The following is a 22,809-nucleotide window of genomic DNA, read 5'->3' as shown; positions in this document are numbered from 1 at the left end:
TTCTCACCCTGTCTGGTGATGATGGCAGAGAGGTCACACCTGTTCCCATACCGAACACAGAAGTTAAGCTCTCTAGCGCCGATGGTAGTTGGACTTACGTTCCGCGAGAGTAGGACGTTGCCGGGCAGTTTAAAAATGGATGCGATGAGCCGCACTCGAGACCTGTTAGGTCTCTTTTTTTATGTCTAAATTTAGATTATACTGAATAGATATAAGGAGCGGATAATTAAATGGACATCACTCAAAGACTGTTCACCTATTCAGATGCGATATCATTGCATGTACCTGGTCACCATAGGTATTCCATTGGTTCTTTGCAATTACCTATCAGCCACGATATGACTGAAATTTCTGGGCTCGACGATTATCATCATGCAGAAGAAGTGATTGCGGACAGTCAAAGAAGACTTGCGCGTGCTGATGAGTATGAGGCTCGTTATTTAGTGAATGGAACAACAGTTGGGATTCTGTCGGTCATTCATGCCTATAAGAAAAAGAGCCATAAGAAAGTGGCAATGATGAGAAATGCACATAAGTCAGTCTTCAATGCCCTTGACCTAACGGGGACAGAAGCCATCATTCTGCCGATGACAGTATCTGAAAAAACCCAGCAGTACATAGGTATCGGTAAACTGAATCCGAATGCGAAATGGGATGAGATAGGTTTAGCAGTACTGACTTATCCTAATTATTTTGGAGAGACGTTTGATATAAGAAGTGCCATTGACTTCTTTCATCAAAAGGGGATTGAAGTATTGGTAGACGAGGCGCATGGTGCCCATTTTGATATTTCTCCTCAATTTCCTTCTTCTTCTTTGAACTATCAGGCTGATTATGTGGTGCAGTCTTACCATAAAACGTTGCCAGCTTTAACAATGGGGTCAGTCATACATATTAATCATAAGAGTTCCCTTCGCAGAGAAGTAGATCATTATCTATCAGTCTTACAGACTTCCAGCCCCTCTTATCTCATATTATCGAGCTTGGAGCAGGCGCATGCATTTTACAGGCACTATCATGATGGGGTCTTTCATCATAAACGTCAGTCGCTTCTTCATGCGCTTAGGCATTTTGAGGTCATAGAGGTACAGGATCCTCTGAAAATAATGCTGAGGAAAACAGGCTATAGTGGTGCAGAACTTAAACAACTGCTTGAACAGCAGGAAATCTATGTAGAGCTTTCTAACTATGATAGTGTCCTTCTGGTACTGCCGCTCTGGCACGAAGGGGATACGTATCCTTTTGATAAGTTGTTATTGCGGTTGAAACGTCTTCAATTAGAGAAAAGACAGCCGCTGAATGCGTCGCAACCTTTAAATGTAGATGAAGGATTCTATTCTCCTGTGAATGAGCACTATCAGACAGTCACCCTGGCGGAAGGTATAGGATATAGGCTCTACCATGCGCTCATTCCTTATCCGCCGGGTATTCCTTATGTATGGCCAGGAGAAAAACTGACCGAAGCACATGTCAAGGTCCTGAGTAGCTATCAAAATGTTCATGGTATAATAGACGGAAAAATCACCATTATAGATGAGAGGTAATGAGTATGTTTATAACGTTTGAAGGTCCAGAAGGCTCAGGAAAATCGACAGTGATGCAGGCGGTAGCACCACGACTTGAACGTCCATTGATCACAACTCGTGAGCCTGGAGGTATTCGGATCAGCGAGGCGATCAGAGACTTGTTGCTTTCTGATGATTACAGCATGGATGCACGTACAGAAGCCTTACTGTTTGCTGCCAGCCGTCGTCAGCATTTAGTAGAGAAAGTTCAGCCTGCTTTAGATGCGGGTCAAATCGTCCTCTGTGACCGATTTATAGACAGTTCTCTTGCCTATCAAGGGTATGCACGAGGAATCGGTGTAGAAGAGATTATGTCGGTCAATCAGTTTGCAATTGAGAACTATATGCCTGATTTGACCCTGTATTTAAAAGTGCCGCCAGAGATAGGTCTGGCGCGCATCATGGATAACCAGCGAGAAACGAATCGCCTGGATAACGAATCACTGGCCTTTCATCAGCGTGTCTATGACGGCTATAATGATCTGGCGGATACATATGAAAGAATTGTGACTATTGATGCCACACGGCCGATTGATGAAGTGATAGAAGACGCCTATCAAGTCATCATCAAAAAATTAGGCTGATATGTTATAATGTCATATAGATGATGGTAGCAGCTGCAGAAATGCAGCTTTTTCGATATATATGGGGGTTCTTATGATTAACCAGCTGGAACATTTGTCGAGTAAAGAAAAGCTCTCTCATGCTTACCTGTTTGAAGGGACATTGAGAGATGACCTTAAACAGCAGGCACTGGAATTTGCAGCGCGTATATTATGTCAGGATGAACAATGTGTATCCAGGGTTCATCAGCATAACTATGCAGATTTTTACTGGCTGGAGACAGATGAGCAGACCATCAAAAAAGAGATGATAGAAGAGGTCCTTCATCGCATGAATCAGAAACCTGTTGAAGGAACATATAAAGTCTATGTAATCGTCGACTTCGATAAAGTGACGGTACAAGGGGAGAACTCTATTCTCAAGTTTCTGGAGGAACCGCCTGCTAATACCATCGCCTTGTTGCTTACGACAAAGTCAGGTGATATTCTACCGACCATTCATTCCAGATGTCAGCATATCAACGTTCATTCAGCAAGTACATACACAGAAATGGTGAAACTGAATATCCATTCAGATATTGCAGCAACACTTGCTGCGCTATCTTTCAGTGCAGTTGAGGCAGAGGAATGGATCAAGGACAAGTCATTTGAAGAACTGAGGCGTGCGCTTCTGAAGTGGGCTGATCAAATACAAAAAGATCCGCAGATGGGCCTTATACAGCTTGTCGATTTATTGCATGAGGCGAACGAACGCGAAAGTCAATTGCTGATGCTCGACATGCTGCAGCTTTATTTTCAGGATATGATCTACTTGAAAATTGAACATGAAGCGCGTCTCAGCTATCCGGATCACGAGATTAAATTAAAGCAGTTAAGTGAACATCTATCATTGCAGACCATCACACAATGGATTGACACGACACAAAAGGCTAAACAGAAGCTGTTGCAGTATGTCAGTCCGATGTTAGTCATGGAACAAATCGCCATTGAAATAGCAAAGGGGTGAAAGAATTGACGGAAATTATTGGAGTCAAATATCATATAGCTGATAAAACGACCTATTTCCTACCCGACCATGAGCAATACGAGCTGGGAGATTATGTAGTGGTTGAATCGAAGAGAGGTAAAGAACTTGCCCGTGTCGTCATAGGTAACCGGGAAGTAGCTGATGATGCGGTGGTTCAGCCTGTTCCTCAGATTAAACATCGAGCGACGCCGGAAGACTTTCATAAATATGAACAGAATATGCGCGATGCTGATAAAGCGTATAAAAGATGTAAAGAGCTGATCAAGAAACATCAGCTGGATATGGGTCTTGTCAATGCAGAATATACGTTAGATAAAGGTAAAATTATTTTCAACTTTACGGCGAATGAACGGATAGATTTCAGGGAGCTGGTTAAAAGTCTCGCTTTCGAGCTGAAGACGCGAATAGAATTACGTCAGATCGGTGTGCGGGATGAAGCGAAGATTCTTGGCGGTATCGGGCCTTGTGGCCGTAGTCTGTGTTGCTCTACATATCTTGGTGATTTTGAACCGGTGTCAATCAAGATGGCAAAAGACCAGAATTTGTCGCTTAATCCGACTAAGATATCAGGGGCATGCGGACGACTGATGTGCTGTCTGAAATATGAAAATGATTATTACGAGGAAACGAGACGCAAGTTACCGGATGTCGGACAGAAGATAGAGACACCTGAAGGGCCGGGCAAAGTCATTGCACTTAATATCCTGGACGTCACTATGCAGGTCAAAGTTCAGGGCATAGAACAGCCGCTCGAATATCATCTGGACGAAATTATGCAAGGAGTTAATTAGATGAATAGAGATGAACTACTGAATCAAATAGTGGAGATGGAGCAGCAGATGCTGCGCCTGCAGCAGAGTTTCATATCGCTGAAGCAGCAGACGGTTGAGCTGGTGGAGGAAAATGTCGCTCTGAAGCTGGAGCGCGATAATCTGCAGCGCATGATACAGACCCCGCGCAATCAACCGAAAAAAATGAAATCTCTGCAAAGTAAGGATAACCTGGCGATGCTCTATGCTGAGGGGTTCCACATTTGTCGTGGAGAGTTATTCGGTAAGCACAGAGGAGGCGGAGACTGCATGTTCTGTCTGAGCTTACTGGATTCAGATTAAAGAAGGCAGAACATGCCTTTTTTTATTGGAGGAAAGCATGAAGAAGAATGAACGGGTAGACCATCTAATTAAAGAAGGATTAAGTATCATTCAGAATGATGAAGTATTTTCATTCTCAACAGATGCACTGCTCCTCGCCCATTTTGTCAGACCCATTAAAAAAGGGCGCATCATGGATTTGTGCAGTGGTAATGGCATTATTCCGCTTCTGCTCAGTGATAAGATGGAAGTACCGATAGAAGGCATAGAGATCCAGCCACAACTGGTTGATATGGCCAGGCGATCGGTCACTCTGAATCAGCTGGCTGCGCAGATTCAGATACATGAGGGCGATCTGCGTACAGTGAATCAATCGATGCTCCCGAGCCAGTATGATGTCGTGACCTGTAATCCGCCTTATTTCAGAGAGAATCAGTCTTTTCAGCATCTGAAGGAACCGCACCGCATTGCACGTCATGAAATACTCTGTACACTGGATGATTGCATCAGGGCCAGCCGTCATTTACTGAAACAGGGGGGCAGACTATATATGGTGCACCGGGCAGATCGGCTGGTGGATTGTCTGGTCAGTATGCGGCAAGGTGGTCTTGAACCTAAAGCAATCTGGCAGATTTATTCGAGACCCGATAAACCGACTGCGGTGACAGTCGTCATTGAAGCAGTGCGAGGAGGGAAGCCTGACTGTAAAGTGATGCCGCCCTTCTATATCTATCAGAACGACGGTCATTATAGCGAGGAAATGAAAGGGGTCTACTATGGCTGACCATTACATCTACATTCTGGAATGTGCGGACGGGACATATTATACAGGTTACACGACCGATCTGGATAGAAGACTGAACGCCCATAATAAGGGCAAGGGCGCCAAGTATACACGGGTACGACGCCCTGTCAGACGACTTTACGAAGAAGTATTTCCGTCGAAACAAGAAGCCATGCAGCGCGAATATGCTATCAAGCAGTTAACACGGTCACAGAAGGAACGACTGATTAAAGGAGTGAAGGAATGACGTTATATTTAGTAGGGACACCTATCGGTAATCTGGAAGATATCACTTTCCGGGCCGTCCGAATATTAAAAGAAGTAGACATCATTGCCTGTGAAGATACACGAGTGACAGGGAAACTGACCAGCCACTATGACATTGCTACACCACTGAAGAGCTATCATGAACATAATAAGGACAAGATGACTGAGCAGCTGGTAGAGCTTCTAGTAGCAGGGAAGACGGTGGCATTAGTGTCAGATGCCGGACTTCCTCTCATCAGTGATCCAGGCTATGAACTGGTTATAGCTGTCAGAGAAGCAGGGATACGAGTAGAGACCGTGCCAGGACCGAATGCCGCACTTACGGCTCTGATGACCAGCGGGTTATCCTCCTATTCCTTTTTGTTCTCCGGCTTTCTACCGCGGAAAGACAGTGAGAAAATGGCCAGATTAGAAACATTGATGAACGAACCTCACTCGATCATTCTGTATGAATCGCCTTATCGTGTCAAAGATACCCTCGCAGCCATCGAGAAAATCGACAAAAATCGTCGTGTGGCGCTTGGCCGGGAGCTGACCAAGAAATTTGAACAGGTCGTCACCTTGCCGGTCAATGCCCTGTTACAGGAGCTGGAGGTCAGCATTCCTGCCAAGGGTGAATTTGTCATTGTGATAGATGGCCAGTATGAAACAGATGAAGCTGACATGTGGTGGCATCAACTGTCGATCAACGAGCATGTTGAATACTACATGAAGAAGGATCTGTCTTCAAAAGAAGCGATTAAACAAGTGTCGCTTGACCGCAATATTAAAAAGAGAGAAGTTTATGAGAGCTATCATATCGATAAATAAAAGGCCCCAGCGCATACTGCGCAAGGGCCTGTTGTACTATTTCGCTTCTTTTTCGCGCTCTTGGATTTCTTTGATAAGCTGTTCAGCGCCTTCTTTGCTGAGAACAATTTTACCGCCTGCAAGCAGATAGTTATCTTCTGAAACGTCTCCAGTCACAGCACAAGTCATGCTTGGTTTGTACTTTTTGAGGATGATTTTGTCAGCATCTGTATAAATTTCGAGTGCATCTTTCTCGGCAATATCTAAAATACGACGTAATTCGATAGGAATAACCACACGACCTAATTCATCAACTTTTCTTACAATTCCTGTAGATTTCATTATATATATCCTCCTGAAGAATCATTTGCTAATTCGACATATTATTTTATTTTTCGACATTTGTCGTAATTAGAATATACTACCATAAATATACAAAGTCAATAATTATGAACTTAAAAATCTATTTTGTAACATAAAGGTAATAAAAATCGACATTGAAAAATAAAACACTTGTCGAATTTACAGTTAAAGGAATTGAATTGCATGCTTATTTTAGGTATATTTAATACCATAAACACTCAAGGAGGACTACGATGTCAAACAATACTTTTTATGTGACGACCCCTATCTACTATCCGAGCGGCAAATTACATATCGGCCATGCTTATTCGACAGTAGCAGGTGACGTGATTGCCCGCTATAAACGATTACAAGGTTATGATGTCAGATATCTGACAGGTACTGATGAACATGGTCAGAAAATACAGGAGAAAGCCAAGGCGGCCGGTAAGCCGGAGATAGAATATCTCAATGAAATTATTGCGGATATTCAGGCGCTGTGGAAGAAGCTGGAAATATCGAATGATGACTTTATTCGTACGACAGAAGAGCGTCATAAAAAAGTAGTCGAGAAGATTTTTGAACGTCTCCTGGCGCAGGGCGATATTTATCTTGGAGAATACGAGGGCTGGTATTCAGTGCCGGATGAGACCTACTATACTGAAACGCAGCTTGTGGATCCTGTTTACGAAGGGGATAAGATTGTTGGCGGGAAGAGCCCGGACTCTGGCCATCCAGTGGAGCTCGTAAAAGAAGAAAGCTATTTCTTCAAGCTGAGTAAATATGCAGACCGTCTCGTCAAGTACTACGAGGACAATCCTGAGTTTATTCAGCCCGTATCCCGTAAAAATGAGATGTTGAATAACTTCATCAAACCGGGTCTTGAAGATCTGGCTGTCTCACGTACTTCATTTGACTGGGGCATTAAAGTGCCTTCTAATCCGAAGCACGTTGTTTATGTCTGGATTGATGCCTTGACCAACTATATTTCTGCCCTTGGTTACTTAACGGATGATGATACGTTATTCAGAAAGTATTGGCCTGCGGATATTCATCTGATGGCAAAAGAAATCGTGCGCTTCCATACCATCATCTGGCCAGTACTCTTGATGGCACTTGATTTGCCGTTGCCGAAAAGGGTATTTGCTCATGGCTGGATTTTGATGAAAGACGGCAAGATGAGTAAATCCAAAGGGAATGTGGTCGATCCGCATGTATTGATTGACCGATACGGCCTTGATGCCGTCCGTTATTACCTCTTACGCGAACTACCATTCGGTTCAGACGGCGTCTTCACGCCGGAAGCCTTCATCGACCGTACGAACTTCGATCTTGCCAACGACCTCGGTAATCTGGTGAATCGTACCATTGCGATGATCAACAAGTATTTTGATGGCGAATTATCAGGTTATAAAGGACAACTACACGAAAAAGACGCTGAACTGGAGTCACTGGCACTTGAAACTAAGGCGAAATACGATGAGGCAATGGAGAACCTTCAGTTTTCGGTTGCGCTGCAGGAAATCTGGAAATTAATCAGTCGCACCAATAAATATATCGACGAAACCACTCCTTGGATTCTCGCTAAAGATGAGACTGAGACAGAGCTACTTGAAAGCGTGATGTATCACCTGCTTGAGAATATTCGTTTTGCAGCGGTGCTACTGCGCCCATTCCTCACGCAGACACCTTACAGAATCTTTAGTCAGATGAACCTGGATGATGAGAAGCTCCAGAACTTTGATAGTCTTCAGACATATGGTCAGCTTGGTCAGATTAAAGTGACCGAGACACCTGCACCTATCTTCCCGCGTCTTGATGCCGAGAAGGAAGTGGAGTTCATCAAGGCAAGCATGCAGCCGCCTGCAGTGGAAGAGGTCCCATCTAAAGAAGAGATTACGATTGATACTTTTGATCAGGTCGAGCTGAAGGTCGCAACAATTATCGATGCAGATCACGTCAAAAAAGCGAAGAAATTGCTGAAGATTCAAGTCGACCTAGGCAACGAAAAGCGTCAGATTGTCTCCGGTATTGCTGAGTATTATAACCCGGAAGAGATCATCGGTAAGAAAGTGATTGTCGTCACTAACTTAAAACCTGTGAATTTGCGCGGTGAGAAGTCGGAGGGAATGATTCTCTCAGCAGAGAAAGACGGTCAGTTGACATTGGTAAGCGTACCGAGCTCTATCATTAACGGCTCTATCGTTAAATAGGAGGAATAGAATGTTAATCGATACTCATGTACATCTTAATGCTAATCAATATGATGAAGATCTCCAGCCAGTCATCGACCGTGCCCTTGAAGCGGGGGTCGACCGTATGATTGTGGTCGGTTTTGACGAAAAGACCATCACACGGACGATGGAACTCATCGAGCAATATGATTTTATTTATGGCGTTATAGGATGGCATCCTGTTGATGCGATTGATTTTACGGAGGATAACTATAACTGGATCAAAGAACTGGCGACGCATGATAAAATTGTAGCGATCGGAGAAATGGGGCTTGATTATCATTGGGATAAATCGCCGAAAGATGTGCAGAAATCAGTTTTCAGACGTCAGATCGCCTTGGCAAAAGAACTGAAGAAGCCCATTGTGATTCATAATAGAGAAGCGACACAGGATGTTGTTGATATTTTAAAAGAAGAGAATGCGGCTGAAGTCGGTGGCGTGATGCACAGCTTCAGCGGCTCTAAAGAGATCTGTGATGAAATTCTGAAGCTGAACTTCATCATTTCATTAGGCGGTCCTGTTACATTTAAAAATGCTAAACAACCTAAAGAAGTGGCACAGCACGTTCCGCTCGATAAATTGATTGTTGAAACAGATGCGCCGTATCTGACGCCGCATCCTTATCGAGGTAAGCGTAATGAGCCCGCTTATGTCAAGCTTGTGGCAGAACAGATCGCAGAGCTGCGTGGCATCAGTTACGAAGCGTTAGCTGCAGCAACGACGCAGAATGCAGAAAGATTATTCGGACTATAGTTCGTCAGGCAGAAATCCAAGTCAGGATTTCTGCCTTTTATGCTATAATGAGACAGGTGATTTGAATGAAAATAAATGAGATAGTAGTCGTAGAAGGTAAAGACGACACAGTCAGAGTTAAACAGGCGGTCGACTGTGACACGATAGAAACAAATGGTTCTGCAATCAATGAATTGACGCTGCAGGCTATTGAACATGCAGCAGAGAAGCGAGGCGTCATTATTCTGACGGATCCAGATTACCCGGGCAATAAAATCAGGATGACGATTGAAAAGCGAGTGCCGTCAGCAAAACAGGCCTTTATTGACGCTTCTATCGCCCGGAATAAACGGGGAAAAATTGGCATTGAACATGCGCCGCTTACAGCTATTCAAGATGCGCTCGTCAATGTCAGCACGCCCTTTGATAATGATGTTGAAACGGTGAGCAAACAGCTTCTGATTGACTTGGGTCTCATTATCGGGCCGGGCGCCAAAGAAAGACGCACTAAAGTATGCCGAGTGCTTAAAATCGGCTATTGTAACGGGAAACAACTTTTTCATCGGCTGAATGCGTTCGGTATCACAGAAGAAGATGTTAAAAATGCGATAAAGTGAGGTTGAAGCATGGATTACAAAGAGATAGCAACGCCTGTCAGAACAAGAATGCTGTTAGAAAAACATGGTTTTTCATTTAAAAAAAGTCTTGGCCAGAATTTCCTGATTGATACGAATGTTATCAATAATATTATTAGTGCCAGCGGAATTACTGAGCAGTCAGGTGTGATAGAAATAGGACCCGGTATGGGTTCGCTGACGGAACAGCTGGCAAAACGTGCGAAAAAAGTCGTAGCTTTTGAAATCGATCAACGTCTGATTCCGGTACTGGAAGAGACGATGAGTCCTTATGATAACGTTACGGTGATCAATGAAGATATATTGAAAGCTGACGTCCGGCAGGCGATTGAGACACATCTTCATGATTGTGAAGAAGTGCTTGTAGTCGCCAATCTCCCTTACTACATTACTACACCTATTTTAATGGGACTCCTGGAAAAACATCTGCCCATTAAGAGCTATGTGGTCATGATGCAAAAAGAAGTCGGTGAAAGATTAAGCGCTAAACCTTCGACAAAGAGTTACGGTTCTTTATCGATAGCAGTTCAGTACTATACCTCGGTCGAGAAAGTGATGGTTGTGCCTAAGGGCGTATTTATGCCACCACCTAACGTGGATTCTTTGGTTGTTAAACTGACAGCCCTGGCGCAACCGGCAGTTCAGGTAGAAGATGAAGCCTTGTTCTTTCAACTGACGCGCGGGGCCTTTGTTCAGCGACGTAAAACGATTCTCAACAATTATATGTCCTTGATCAAAGACAGTAAAATGCATAAAGAAAGTATCGTCAGCTGGCTGCAATCAGCGGGGATTGAACCTACTCGTCGCGGTGAAAGTCTGACGCTCCAAGAGTTCGCGACATTAGCCAATAGATTTAAAGAAAACGTCGAATTGTCGATATAAATCTGTTGACAATACTACTCCTAGTTGATAAAATTTAAATTTTATTTGACTAATTACCATAAAAATGCTATAATTTTCCCTATAGCGAGGTGGGGTCAATATGCCAAAAACATTAATAGACATCAAAAAAATTCTTGATTGTCAGTTAGGAAATCGTATTGTACTTAGAGCTAATGGAGGTCGTAAAAAGTTGATCGAACGCCGCGGCGTCTTAAAAGAAACTTATCCATCAGTTTTCATCGTTGAACTTGATCAGAGCCAGCACAATTTTGAACGTGTGTCTTATACATATACTGATGTGCTGACAGAAAATGTTCAAGTGACATTCGTCAATGATAATCAAGAGGAATTCCTCGTTCAATAATTTAACGAGTTAAGCATATCCCTGGGATATGCTTTTTTTATTTGTCCATCGCTTCTGTTGCGAAATATGATAAAATTGTACTATTAATTTTAAGTGAGGACGAAGGATGATTTATGAAAATGCACCAGCTAAAATCAATTTAACGCTGGATACACTTTATAAACGTGATGATGGTTATCATGAAGTTGAGATGATTATGACGACAGTCGATTTAAATGACCGGTTGACATTGGAGAAGCGCGCTGACAAAAAGATTGTACTGAAGGTAGAGCATCGCTATGTGCCGACGGATCATCGCAATCTGGCTTATAAAGCAGCTAAGCTGATGATTGAACGTTATCAACTTGACCGGGGCGTGACAATCACCCTGGATAAGACGATCCCGATAGCAGCCGGACTTGCGGGTGGATCCAGTGATGCCGCAGCAACATTCAGAGGAATGAACCACCTGTTTGAGCTTAATCTGTCATTAGAGACTTTAAGTGAACTCGCGGCAGAGATCGGTTCAGATATTCCGTTTTGTGTCTACGGCAAGACGGCGTTATGTACAGGCCGCGGAGAGAAGTTGCAGCCGCTGCCTAAGCCGCCTGCTGCGTGGGTCGTCCTTGCCAAACCGGATATCAGTGTCTCAACGGCTGATGTCTACGGGGCACTTCGTATCGATGAGAAGGGTGAGAAAATCGCAACTGAAGATTGTGTCCGGGCGCTCGAAGAAGGCAATTACTCCCTCCTCGTCAACAGTCTGGGCAACAGACTTGAAGAAGTGACGATTGGTATGCATCCTATCATTCAGACGCTGAAAGAAACGATGCAAAAAGCAGGGATAGACGCGACGATGATGAGCGGGAGCGGACCGACTGTCTATGGTCTTGCAAGCAAGGAAAGACAGGCCAAAAGTGTGGTCAATGCCTTAAAAGGCTGCTGTAAAGAAGTCTATATGGTCAGATTACTCGGTTAGACTTGAAAAGCCGAACGTTTGTGATATATTATATTTAAAACATACGTAAAAGAGGCAGAGAAATGAAGTATAAGCGTAGTGAAAGAATTGTTTACATGACGAGTTATTTGCTTCGTCATCCTAATGAGCTGGTGCCGCTCACTTATTTTGTACAGAAATTCGAGCAGGCTAAATCTTCAATCAGTGAAGATATCCAGATCATCAAAGAGACCTTTATCAAAGAAAAGATGGGGATTATCACGACGACGGCCGGTGCAAGTGGCGGCGTGACGTTCAGACCGATGATGTATAAAGAAGAAGCGGAACAGCTCGTTGACCGGCTGTGCGATATGCTGCAGGAGGATGAACGGCTGCTGCCGGGCGGTTATCTATTCATGTCTGACATGGTCGGGAATCCGAGACTGCTCGGCCAGGTCGGGGAACTGATTGCAACGATGTATATGGATAAAGAAATCGATGCGATTGTGACGATTGCCACCAAAGGGATTTCTCTGGCAAATGCGGTCGCCAATATTATGAATCTTCCTGTGGTAGTGATTCGTAAGGATAATAAGGTGACAGAAGGTTCAACGGTCAGCATCAACTATGTATCAGGGTCATCGCGCAAGATAGAAACGATGGTGTTATCTAAACGCACATTGCCTGAAGGTTCCAACGTCTTGATAGTAGATGATTTTATGCGAGCAGGCGGCTTATTACAGGCGTCATGAATCTGATGAACGAGTTTAAGGCGAAGGTTGCAGGGGTATCTGTACTTGTAGAATCTAAAGAAGTAAAGAATCGATTAATAGAGGACTATACTTCACTGGTGAAACTCTCAGATGTAGATGAATACAACCGGTCTTTTACTGTTGAAAAAGGCAATTGCCTGAATTTTTTTAAATAGAGGAGAATAAATGATGGAATCAATTATTTCTAACAAAGTAGCGGCAGCAATCGGACCATACTGCCATGCAGTTAAAGTGAACAACATGGTATACACAAGTGGACAGCTTCCCCTTACGGCTGATGGTGTGCTGGTGGGTGAAGATGTACAGGCACAGACTGAGCAAGTATTAAGAAATCTTCAGTTAGTGTTAAGTGACTGTGGTTCTGATTTAAATCAAGTCGTTAAAACAACGATTTTTATCAAAGATATGAATGATTTTCCTTTGATCAATGAAGTATATGGCAGCTTTTTCAGTGAGCATCTCCCGGCACGTAGCTGTGTAGAGGTGAGTCGTTTACCTAAAGACGTAAAAGTGGAGATTGAAGTTGTAGCACTCGTCCGTTAATCGAAACTATTTGACAGGGGGCAACTCAAGTGAAAGTGACAGATGTTCGATTAAGAAAAATTGAGACAGACGGCCGTATGAAGGCGCTGGTTTCTATTACGCTTGATGAGGTATTCGTGATTCATGACCTGCGGGTGATTGAAGGGAACTCCGGCCTGTTCGTCGCGATGCCGAGCAAACGGACACCAGATGGTGAGTTTCGTGACATCGCACATCCTATCAACAGCGAGATGCGTCAGGAGATCCAGCAGGCAGTCATGAAGGTCTATGATGAGACACCTGAGGCATCGTCAGAGCAAGCAGATAGCGGCATCCAGACTTATGGAGATGAAGCGGCAACAAGTGTTGAAGTGGAAGGCTTGATTGAAGACGAATCGCAGACCACTTTAGAAGAAGACCTTCAAAGATAAAGAGCAAGGAGAGCGCCATGCGCTCTCCTTTTATTATAGGATAAGTGCTTGAAAGTCACTTAGATGTTAAATTATAATAGAGGTAACGCGAATTTTGGAGGCTTTCAATATGACTAGACAAGCAATTATCCTCGCTGCGGGAAAAGGCACTCGTATGAAATCAAAGCTCTACAAAGTGCTCCATCCGGTGACAGGTAAACCTATGGTCAAACATGTCCTGGATAATATCCGACAGGCAGGTGTGGCAGAAGTTGTTACCATTGTAGGACATGGTGCAGATCAAGTGAAAGAACTGCTAGGCAGTGAATCGAAATTCAGCATGCAGGACGAACAGCTGGGAACTGCACATGCAGTTTCGATGGCGAAAGAACATCTCGAGCATCATACAGGTACAACCGTTGTCATCTGTGGGGATACACCGCTTATCTCTAAAGAGACGATCGAAAGATTTATCGCTCATCATGAACATAGCGGGGCCAAAGCCACTATTTTATCGGCAAAGACCCAGCAACCGTTCGGCTATGGGCGTATCGTCAGAAATGACAGAGGAGAAGTTGAGAAGATCGTTGAGGAAAAAGACGCCAGCATCGAGGAAAGGCTCATTAATGAGGTGAGCTCGGGGACTTTCTGTTTTGATAACCAGGCACTGTTTGAAAAACTTGCGCTTGTCAGAAACGACAATGCCCAAGGTGAATATTACCTGCCTGACGTCATTGAACTGCTTAAAGAAGAAGGCGCTAGAGTAGAAGCATACGTGACTGAAAGCTTCGAAGAGACATTAGGTGTCAATGACCGTATCAATCTCGCTCTTGCTGAAAAACTGATGCGCCGACGTATTAATCAGCAGCACATGCTGAATGGTGTCACCCTCATTGACTCGGATACAACTTATATCGATAGTGAAGTTGAAATCGGTCAGGATACTGTCATTCATCCAGGCGTGTCACTTAAAGGGAACACGGTCATAGGTGAAGAAGTGGTGGTTACTGCCCATAGTGAGATCAAGAACAGTAAAATCGGGGACCGAGCAGAGATCAAACATTCTGTCATCATAGATTCTATTGTGGGTGCAGATTCTACGGTGGGACCATTTGCCCAGCTGCGTCCGGGCAGTGATATCGGCAGAGAAGTGAAAATTGGTAACTTTGTCGAAGTGAAGAAAGCCAAATTACATGATGAAGCAAAAGTCTCTCACCTCAGCTATATCGGTGATGCAGAAATAGGTGAGCGGACCAATGTAGGTTGCGGTTCAATCACAGTGAACTATGATGGCAAGAATAAGTTCAAGACTGTTGTCGGCAAAGATGCTTTTATCGGCTGCAACTCAAACTTAGTAGCACCTGTTACAATAGGGGATGGCTCCTTTATTGCGGCAGGTTCCACCATTACAGACGATGTACCGGAAGAAAGTCTCGCACTGGGACGCGCGCGTCAGACGACTAAAGAAGGTTATTACAAAAAATAAAAGCTGTGGAGGCTGAAAAATGTTATATAACGAAATTAAAGACACGAAGTTAAAGATTTTCTCACTGGAAAGTAATCATCCGTTAGCAGATGAAATCGCGAAACATGTCGGTCTGCCATTAGGTAAATCAAGTGTTAAACGTTTCAGCGATGGTGAGATTCAGATCAATATTGAAGAAAGTATCCGCGGCTGCGATGTTTTCATTATTCAGTCAACATCTAATCCGGTCAATGATCATTTAATGGAACTTCTCATCATGATTGATGCTTTAAAACGTGCATCTGCAGTGACCATCAACGTCGTGATGCCTTACTACGGTTACGCACGTCAGGACCGTAAAGCACGTAGCCGTGAACCGATTACAGCTAAACTCGTTGCGAATTTACTTGAAACAGCAGGTGCAGACCGTGTCATCGCACTTGACTTACATGCTCCACAGATTCAAGGTTTCTTTGATATCCCAATCGATCACTTGATGGGCGAGCCGATTCTGTCGGATTATTTCCTGGAAAAAGAAGATATCGATTTAGACAGCCTGGTCGTTGTTTCACCCGATCACGGCGGTGTAACACGTGCGCGTAAAATGGCAGACCGTCTGAAAGCGCCGATTGCCATCATTGATAAACGTCGTCCGAAACCGAATGTGGCAGAAGTCATGAATATTGTCGGTGATATCAACGGTAAAACAGCCATTATTATCGATGACATTATCGATACAGCGGGCACTATTTCAATTGCGGCGCAGGCGTTGATCGATAAAGGGGCTAAAGAGGTCTATGCATGCTGTACACATCCTGTGTTATCCGGGCCTGCTTTTGAACGTATTGAAAACTCAGCAATCAAAGAACTGATTGTAACGAACTCTATCAACTTACCTCAGGAAGGCAGACCTGCTAAAATCGTCCAGTTATCTGTCGCAGAACTTCTGGCGCAAGCTATCGTCCGTATTTACGAACAAGAGTCTGTCAGCATTTTATTCGACTAATTTTAATAGCGCATGTTTAAGTTTTCGTGGTCCGGGTATTTAATCTTTATGAAGAGAAAATGAACGTCATGCAAGCAGGTTATCACAACTGATGGGCAGGCGTAGGCGTTCCTAAGAATGAGGGACACGAAAGGTAGGAAATAAACATGGCTAATTTAAAAGCTGTCGAAAGACAAGGTAAATCAAAACGTTCGGAACTTAATGAGTTAAGAAACACGGGTAAAATTCCAGCAGTTATCTACGGTTTCGGTGCAACTAATACAGCAGTTCACGTTGATGCTGCAGAATTCACTAAAGTGATGCGCGAAGTGGGACGTAACGGGGTTATTGAACTTGGTTTAGATTCAGGTAGCACAAAAGTGATGGTTACTGATTACCAAGTAGATCCTATTAAACATCAGGTCACACATATCGACTTCTTAGCAATCAATATGAAAGCTGAATTAACAGTAGACGTAACTGTTACCTTAACAGGCGAAGCAAAAGGTGCTGAAGAAGGTGGCGTGGTTCAACAGCCATTATTTACTTTATCAGTGACTGCAACGCCGGATGAAATTCCTGAAACAATCGAAGTAGATATAACGGAATTAAATATCGGTGACTCTATTACTGTCGGCGACTTACGTGGCAACAAAAACTATACCATCAATAATGAAGACGACGAAGCAATCGTTTCAGTGGTACCACCTACTGTTGTGGAAGAACCTGAAGAAGGCGAAGAAGCTGAAGCAACTGAAGGCGAAGAAAGTGCTGAAGGTCAAGAAGCAGAAGCAGACGCTTCAGAAGAAAAAGCTGAATAATCGTTATTGTTTAAACAGACAGCCGAGGCTGTCTGTTTTTTTATAGGGTAATTATCGTTATAATAGGAGTAATGAACTTTAAATGGAGGTTCCTATGAAATGTATAGTAGGGCTCGGGAACATCGGGCGTAAATTTGATCAGACACGACACAATATAGGATTTATGGTAATAGATGAACTTTGTCAGAAACATGGTATAGAATTAGATAAGCAGAAGTTCAATGGATTATATACCATTGCGACAATTAAAGGGGAAAAAGTACTGCTGATTGAACCGATGACCTATATGAATTTATCGGGAGAAGCTGTACGCCCTTTGATGGATTACTACAAGATCGAGCTAGAAGATGTACTCGTCCTCTATGATGATTTAGACATGCCGCCCGGCCGGCTGAGATTACGACCTAAAGGTTCAGCCGGGGGGCATAACGGCATTCGCTCATTGATCCAGCATCTAGGGACGGATGAATTTAAAAGGATTCGTATCGGCATCGGCAGACCGACGGGACGTATGAAAGTGCCGGATTTTGTGCTGCAGAGGTTTTCTGAGGATGAAATGGCGACAATGAATCGTGTCATCGATCGCACCATTGAGGCATGTGAAACATTTCTGACGGGGGAACGTTTTGAAAATGTCATGAACCAATATAACGGTGATGTGAATTGAAACCGGTTATTTCTACAATAGTGCAGCAGGATGAACGGTTTAAGGAACTGTCAGCCGTCTTCGGTAAGAAGAACCTACTCATCACGGGTCTGAACCCGTCAGCTAAAGCCGTGATGATGGCTGAGCAATATTTAACTCACGAACGACAAATGATCATTGTCACGAACAATCTCTATCAGGCAGAACGGCTGGAGAATGATCTTGCCCAGCTGGTACCTGTTGATGAGCTATATAAGTATCCCGTGCAGGATATCATGATAGAAGAATTCTCAACGAAGAGCCCGGACCTCATGAGTGAACGAATTCGTACATTGACTCAACTCTCTAATGATGAGAAGGGTCTATTTATCGTGCCGATAAACGGGCTGAAAAAGTTGCTGAGTCCGAAATCATTGTTCAAGGCGCATGTGATGCAGTTTGAAGTGGGAGAAGATATTGAGCTGGATGTCTTGCAGCGGCAGTTAGTCGATATGGGTTACATGAGACGTAATCAGGTGACGACAGTCGGCGAGTTTTCAGTGCGCGGTGGATTGATTGATGTTTTTCCGATGATCGGTCGTCCCGTCAGAATAGAGCTTTTTGATACGGAAGTGGATAGCATTCGCTATTTCGATGCGGATACACAGCGTTCTGAAGAGAATATAGACAGTGTGGAACTGACAGCGGCCAGTGAGTTTATTTTCAATGACGAGCAGATTGCAAGTATTAGATCCGGGCTGGCATCTGCGCTGCAGGAAACAGAGAAAAAGCTCTCTAAAGAAGCCAGGGAGGATCTGCGTGATACATATGACAATCTGATTTCTCACTCGGCAGAATTACTTGATCATAATATACTGCGCCGCGCGATTAAATTCGCTTATCAGGATGAGACAACTATCGTAGACTATCTGCAGCCTGACGCACTTGTAGTAGTGGATGAGTTTAATCGGGTGAAAGAAGCAGAAGAAAGTATTTCCAGAGAAATAGAGGAATTTCAGCAGTCATTAATTGAGAGTGGCAGAGGATTTATAGGTCAGCGTTTCATTAAAGAGGAAGCCTTTCATCAGCTGCTCAATCACTTCACGACCACGTTCTTTACACTCTTTACTGCGACGATGCCTATCAAAATTGAAGAGATCGTCAAGTTCTCCTGTAAACCGGTACAACAGTTCTACGGGCAGTATGATCTCATGTTCTCTGAGTTTGATCGCTTCAGAAAACAGAATTACACGATGGTAGTGCTGGCGTCGAATCCAACTCGTAAGAAGAAGATTCAGGACATGCTTCTGGATATGCAGCTGCCAGTTGCAGTAGAACGGGCGGCATCTCCTGGCATCGCCATCATCACGAGCGGTGATCTGTCAGAGGGATTTGAACTGCCTTATATGAAGCTAGCTGTGATCACTGAACGAGAGTTGTTCAAGCTTAGAAAAGAAAAGCCGAGACGTCTGCAGAAGAAGCTCTCGAACGCTGAAAAGATTAAATCTTACCAGGAACTGAATATCGGAGATTATGTCGTCCATATTCATCACGGTGTGGGACGCTATCTAGGTGTTGAGACACTTGAAGTCAATCAAGTGCATAAAGACTATATCAAGATCCAGTATAAAGGCACAGACCAGCTCTTCGTGCCGGTAGACCAGATGTCCTATGTTCAGAAGTTTGTGGGTTCAGAAGATAAAGAGCCGAAATTGAACAAGCTGGGCGGCACAGAGTGGAAGAAAACGAAGGCGCGTGTCCAGAGCAACGTCAATGAGATTGCCGATGAACTGCTTAAGCTGTACCAGGAACGTGAACGTATCCAAGGATATCAGTTTGGTCCGGATACAGAAGAACAGGATACCTTTGAGATGGACTTTCCCTATACACCGACGGAAGATCAGATGCGCTCGCTGGCAGAGATCAAGGAAGACATGGAGAAACCGAAGCCGATGGACCGTCTGCTATGCGGTGATGTCGGTTATGGGAAGACAGAAGTCGCTGTGCGAGCAGCCTTCAAGGCCGTTATGGACGGGAAACAGGTCGCTTTCTTAGTGCCGACGACTATTCTTGCCCAGCAGCACTATGAGACGTTTATCGAACGTATGCAGGACTATGCTGTTGAAATACAGATGATGAGTCGTTTCCGAACAGCGAAGGAGATCAAGGAGACAAAAGAAGGGCTGAAATCAGGTTTTGTGGATATCGTCATCGGTACACATAAACTGCTGAGTAAAGATGTCGTCTACAAGGATCTAGGGCTGTTGATTGTCGATGAAGAACAGCGTTTCGGGGTGACGCATAAAGAAAAAATCAAGGCGCTGAAGACGAATGTCGATGTACTGACCTTAACAGCAACACCGATTCCGAGAACACTTCATATGAGTCTCCTCGGTGTACGCGACTTATCGGTGATTGAGACACCGCCTGAGAACCGCTTTCCGGTCCAGACCTATGTGCTTGAGTATCAGCATAACTTTATAAAAGAGGCGCTCGAACGGGAACTTGCCAGAAATGGTCAGGTCTTCTATCTCTATAACCGTGTCGCAACGATTTATCAGAAGGCAGAACAGCTGTCGATGATGATGCCGGATGCGCGGATTGCCGTCGCGCATGGCCAGATGTCGGAGCGCGAGCTGGAAGAGACAATGATCGGCTTCATCAATCATGAATATGATATTCTGGTGACGACAACGATCATTGAGACCGGGGTAGATGTGCCGAACGCCAATACCCTGATCATTGAAGATGCAGACCGCTTTGGCCTCAGTCAGCTCTATCAGCTGCGTGGCCGCGTCGGGCGGAGCAACCGCATCAGTTATGCCTATTTCCTGCATGCACCAAACAAAGTGCTGACTGAAGTTGCTGAACAGCGTCTACAGGCCATCAAGGAGTTTACAGAGCTCGGCTCAGGTTTCAAGATTGCGATGCGCGATTTGAATATTCGGGGTGCGGGTAATCTTCTGGGACGTCAGCAGAGCGGCTTCATTGATTCTGTAGGCTATGATCTCTATTCAGAGATGCTGCAGCAAGCTGTGAACGAAAAACGGGGCATCGAACCCGCTCAGGAGCGTCCTGATATTGAAGTCGATGTCCAGGTGGATGCCTATATCCCAGCTGAATATATTCGCGAAGAACAGGCTAAAATTGAGTTCTACAAGAAACTGCGTCATATTCAGTCGGAGAAAGAATTGATGGATGTTCAGGATGAAATGACAGACCGCTATGGCGATTATCCGGTTGAAGTCGAGCGTCTGCTTGATATCGTCAAGATTAAGATCAATGCACTTCAGTTCGGTATTACATTGGTGAAAGAAAAGCCGAAGGAAATTGAACTGACGGTGTCCGCAGCCTCTACTGCCAAAGTAAATGGAGAGCAGCTATTCAAAGACACGGAAGCGTTCGGTCGTGACTTGAAAGTCGGCGTCGCTGACGGCCAGATGACCTTGTCACTGAAAAAAAGGGGGAACTGGCTGCAGTCACTCGTCCAGCTAACTGATATCATGCAAGGAAGTATCATCATCGATGGCGAAGAATAATGTATTTAATTCAGTCATCATTTTAACGGTGACGATGCTCTTTATAAAGATACTGAGTGCCTTGTACCGCGTACCTTATCAGAATGTACTCGGGGATGCGGGACTGTATGCTTATCAGCAGGTCTATCCTATGGCAGCAATTATAGCGGTGCTCAGCCTGAACGCAGTGCCGAGCGTCATCAGTCAGTTCAACCATGAATATGCGGAGAAAGTTTACCGGCTTCTCAGAATCAGCAGTCTGATGCTGCTGATACTACTGATGATGTTCAGTGGTCTGATCGCGCGAATGATGGGGGATGAGAACCTCTCTTTAATGCTGCGGGTGTCTCTTTTGGTATTGCTGCCTTTCAGCTTTGTTGCTGTAGCTCGTGGAGAACTTCAGCGACGTGACGCCATGCAGACTATAGCCATCTCGCAGCTGATTGATCAGTTGATCCGGGTCTCTGTTATTCTGCTGGGCATCTACCTTTACACCATGGGCTTTTCAGTGTATGAAAGCGGTGCTGTCAGTATACTGGGTTCTTTTCTAGGGATCAGCGGTGCCTGGCTTTATTTAAGGCGCAAAGAACGTATCAACCCAACCGGCAGTCTCGACAACAAGCAGCTCAAGCAATTCCTGCTCCTGACGCTTTTTTATGCGCTGAGCTATCTGATCATGATTCTCTGGCAGCTTGTAGATAGTTTCACAGTCCTTAATCTGCTCAAACATGTGGGTTATAGTCTGCATGACAGCAGAGAACTGAAAGGGATCTATGACCGCGGCGCCTCGCTGATTCAGATGGGACTGATTGTCACAACTTCTTTCGCCTTGGTGCTTATTCCCCTGCTGGCTCAAGCCAAGCGTCAGGGACGTCATAAAGAGATGAACGACTATGCGAGTTCCGCACTGAAAATCACGATTGTTTTCAGCAGTGCAGCGAGCATCGGTCTGCTGAATCTGATTAAACCATTCAATCTCTTTCTGTTCAAAAGTGATACAGAAGCAGGCACCCTCGCTGTCTATATGCTTGCCGTCATCTTTGTATCCCTGATCATCATGTTCACAGCCATGCTGCAGATCACAGAGGACTACCGCGTGCAGGCTTTCGGGGTGGTGTCTGGTCTTATCACTAAAATTGTTCTGAATATCGTCTTGATTACAAACTTTGGTATACTGGGAGCAGCTATCGCAACGGTCAGCGGATTGCTGGTGTATACCATCATACTTTATCGTCAGATTATCTTGCGTTACACGCTAACACTTAAATCCTTTACGGTGCGATGGGTCATGACGTTAACGATGATGTCCCTCGTCCTGCAGCTTATTGTTCAGCTGCCTTTTACAGACCGGCTGAGTGCACTGTTAGTCTCGCTGTCTGGTGTGGCAGCAGGCGTGCTGATAGTAGGATTTGCAATGATTAAATATAAGATTATTTCTGCTGATGAATGGCTTCATCTGCCTTTTGGTGAACGGGTCATCAGATGGATGAAATGAGGA

21 protein-coding genes, 1 rRNA gene and 3 pseudogenes are annotated in these 22,809 nt (G+C 44.4%); 24 read left to right on the top strand and 1 reads right to left on the bottom strand.

Features of this window, described 5'->3' with window-relative positions; genetic code table 11:
- Positions 1–11 precede the first annotated feature (11 nt).
- From rrf to rsmI, 9 genes are all read left to right on the top strand, one after another.
- A 5S ribosomal RNA gene (gene rrf / locus ERX55_RS11045) occupies positions 12–126 on the top strand.
- A gap of 104 nt (positions 127–230) precedes the next feature.
- Positions 231–1,544, top strand: coding sequence for an Orn/Lys/Arg family decarboxylase (locus ERX55_RS11040; RefSeq protein WP_133452645.1), 1,314 nt, complete (start codon positions 231–233; stop codon positions 1,542–1,544).
- The gene (tmk, locus tag ERX55_RS11035; RefSeq protein WP_133452644.1) at positions 1,544–2,149 is read left to right on the top strand and encodes a dTMP kinase; all 606 of its coding nucleotides are present in this window, start codon (positions 1,544–1,546) and stop codon (positions 2,147–2,149) included. Before ERX55_RS11040 ends, tmk begins: the two co-directional genes overlap by 1 nt.
- A 73-nt stretch (positions 2,150–2,222) precedes the next feature.
- Positions 2,223–3,134, top strand: coding sequence for a DNA polymerase III subunit delta' (locus tag ERX55_RS11030; RefSeq protein WP_165983787.1), 912 nt, complete (start codon positions 2,223–2,225; stop codon positions 3,132–3,134).
- 5 nt (positions 3,135–3,139) lie between these two features.
- Positions 3,140–3,946 carry a PSP1 domain-containing protein gene (locus tag ERX55_RS11025; protein ID WP_133452642.1) on the top strand — a complete coding sequence of 269 codons (807 nt, stop codon included), beginning with the start codon at positions 3,140–3,142 and terminating at the stop codon, positions 3,944–3,946.
- Positions 3,947–4,267, top strand: a complete 321-nt coding sequence (locus tag ERX55_RS11020) for a DNA replication initiation control protein YabA (protein ID WP_133452641.1) — start codon at positions 3,947–3,949, stop codon at positions 4,265–4,267.
- A 37-nt stretch (positions 4,268–4,304) separates the two neighbouring features.
- Complete coding sequence (locus ERX55_RS11015; protein WP_133452640.1) at positions 4,305–5,030, top strand: tRNA1(Val) (adenine(37)-N6)-methyltransferase; 726 nt, start codon at positions 4,305–4,307, stop codon at positions 5,028–5,030.
- A complete protein-coding gene (locus ERX55_RS11010; protein WP_133452639.1) occupies positions 5,023–5,277 on the top strand; it encodes a GIY-YIG nuclease family protein in 255 nt (84 codons plus the stop codon). The genes ERX55_RS11015 and ERX55_RS11010 overlap by 8 nt, the downstream gene beginning before the upstream one ends.
- Positions 5,274–6,107: a 16S rRNA (cytidine(1402)-2'-O)-methyltransferase gene (rsmI, locus tag ERX55_RS11005; protein WP_133452638.1), complete on the top strand. Its 834-nt coding sequence runs from the start codon at positions 5,274–5,276 to the stop codon at positions 6,105–6,107. Before ERX55_RS11010 ends, rsmI begins: the two co-directional genes overlap by 4 nt.
- Positions 6,108–6,143: 36 nt before the next feature.
- On the opposite strand, the gene ERX55_RS11000 is transcribed toward rsmI, so the two are convergent.
- Complete coding sequence (locus tag ERX55_RS11000) at positions 6,144–6,428, bottom strand: AbrB/MazE/SpoVT family DNA-binding domain-containing protein (protein ID WP_133452637.1); 285 nt, start codon at positions 6,426–6,428, stop codon at positions 6,144–6,146.
- A gap of 245 nt (positions 6,429–6,673) precedes the next feature.
- Here ERX55_RS11000 and metG point away from each other — a divergent pair.
- From metG to ERX55_RS10925, 15 genes and pseudogenes are all read left to right on the top strand, one after another.
- A pseudogene (metG, locus tag ERX55_RS10995) lies at positions 6,674–8,641 on the top strand (methionine--tRNA ligase); the annotation flags it as partial.
- 10 nt (positions 8,642–8,651) lie between these two features.
- Complete coding sequence (locus ERX55_RS10990; protein ID WP_133452635.1) at positions 8,652–9,416, top strand: TatD family hydrolase; 765 nt, start codon at positions 8,652–8,654, stop codon at positions 9,414–9,416.
- A 65-nt stretch (positions 9,417–9,481) separates the two neighbouring features.
- Positions 9,482–10,012 (top strand): ribonuclease M5, encoded by a 531-nt coding sequence (gene rnmV / locus ERX55_RS10985; protein ID WP_133452634.1) that lies wholly within the window; start codon positions 9,482–9,484, stop codon positions 10,010–10,012.
- 9 nt (positions 10,013–10,021) lie between these two features.
- Complete coding sequence (gene rsmA / locus ERX55_RS10980; RefSeq protein ID WP_133452633.1) at positions 10,022–10,912, top strand: 16S rRNA (adenine(1518)-N(6)/adenine(1519)-N(6))-dimethyltransferase RsmA; 891 nt, start codon at positions 10,022–10,024, stop codon at positions 10,910–10,912.
- A 100-nt stretch (positions 10,913–11,012) separates the two neighbouring features.
- On the top strand, positions 11,013–11,276 hold the full coding sequence (gene veg / locus ERX55_RS10975; RefSeq protein WP_133432588.1) for a biofilm formation stimulator Veg: 264 nt from the start codon (positions 11,013–11,015) through the stop codon (positions 11,274–11,276).
- A gap of 106 nt (positions 11,277–11,382) precedes the next feature.
- Positions 11,383–12,234, top strand: a complete 852-nt coding sequence (gene ispE, locus ERX55_RS10970) for a 4-(cytidine 5'-diphospho)-2-C-methyl-D-erythritol kinase (RefSeq protein ID WP_133452632.1) — start codon at positions 11,383–11,385, stop codon at positions 12,232–12,234.
- 62 nt (positions 12,235–12,296) lie between these two features.
- A pseudogene (purR, locus tag ERX55_RS10965) lies at positions 12,297–13,120 on the top strand (pur operon repressor).
- Between the two features lie 13 nt (positions 13,121–13,133).
- A complete protein-coding gene (locus ERX55_RS10960; protein WP_133452631.1) occupies positions 13,134–13,508 on the top strand; it encodes a RidA family protein in 375 nt (124 codons plus the stop codon).
- 29 nt (positions 13,509–13,537) lie between these two features.
- A pseudogene (gene spoVG, locus ERX55_RS10955) lies at positions 13,538–13,843 on the top strand (septation regulator SpoVG); the annotation flags it as partial.
- A 184-nt stretch (positions 13,844–14,027) separates the two neighbouring features.
- Entirely contained in the window at positions 14,028–15,383 is a 1,356-nt protein-coding gene (gene glmU / locus ERX55_RS10950) for a bifunctional UDP-N-acetylglucosamine diphosphorylase/glucosamine-1-phosphate N-acetyltransferase GlmU (RefSeq protein ID WP_133452629.1), read from the top strand.
- A gap of 19 nt (positions 15,384–15,402) precedes the next feature.
- Positions 15,403–16,368: a ribose-phosphate diphosphokinase gene (locus ERX55_RS10945; RefSeq protein WP_133452628.1), complete on the top strand. Its 966-nt coding sequence runs from the start codon at positions 15,403–15,405 to the stop codon at positions 16,366–16,368.
- Positions 16,369–16,514: 146 nt separating this feature from the next.
- Positions 16,515–17,168 (top strand): 50S ribosomal protein L25/general stress protein Ctc, encoded by a 654-nt coding sequence (locus ERX55_RS10940; protein WP_133452627.1) that lies wholly within the window; start codon positions 16,515–16,517, stop codon positions 17,166–17,168.
- A gap of 94 nt (positions 17,169–17,262) precedes the next feature.
- Complete coding sequence (pth, locus tag ERX55_RS10935; RefSeq protein WP_133452626.1) at positions 17,263–17,835, top strand: aminoacyl-tRNA hydrolase; 573 nt, start codon at positions 17,263–17,265, stop codon at positions 17,833–17,835.
- Positions 17,832–21,332: a transcription-repair coupling factor gene (gene mfd, locus ERX55_RS10930; RefSeq protein ID WP_133452625.1), complete on the top strand. Its 3,501-nt coding sequence runs from the start codon at positions 17,832–17,834 to the stop codon at positions 21,330–21,332. The genes pth and mfd overlap by 4 nt, the downstream gene beginning before the upstream one ends.
- Positions 21,319–22,806: an oligosaccharide flippase family protein gene (locus ERX55_RS10925; protein ID WP_133452624.1), complete on the top strand. Its 1,488-nt coding sequence runs from the start codon at positions 21,319–21,321 to the stop codon at positions 22,804–22,806. The genes mfd and ERX55_RS10925 overlap by 14 nt, the downstream gene beginning before the upstream one ends.
- The last annotated feature ends 3 nt before the right edge of the window (positions 22,807–22,809 follow it).

It is taken from the genome of Macrococcus bovicus, from assembly GCF_004359575.1.
GTDB lineage: Bacteria > Bacillota > Bacilli > Staphylococcales > Staphylococcaceae > Macrococcus > Macrococcus bovicus.
The sequence above is the reverse complement of the archived record's forward strand: the minus strand, read 5'-3'. Positions and strand labels throughout refer to the sequence as shown.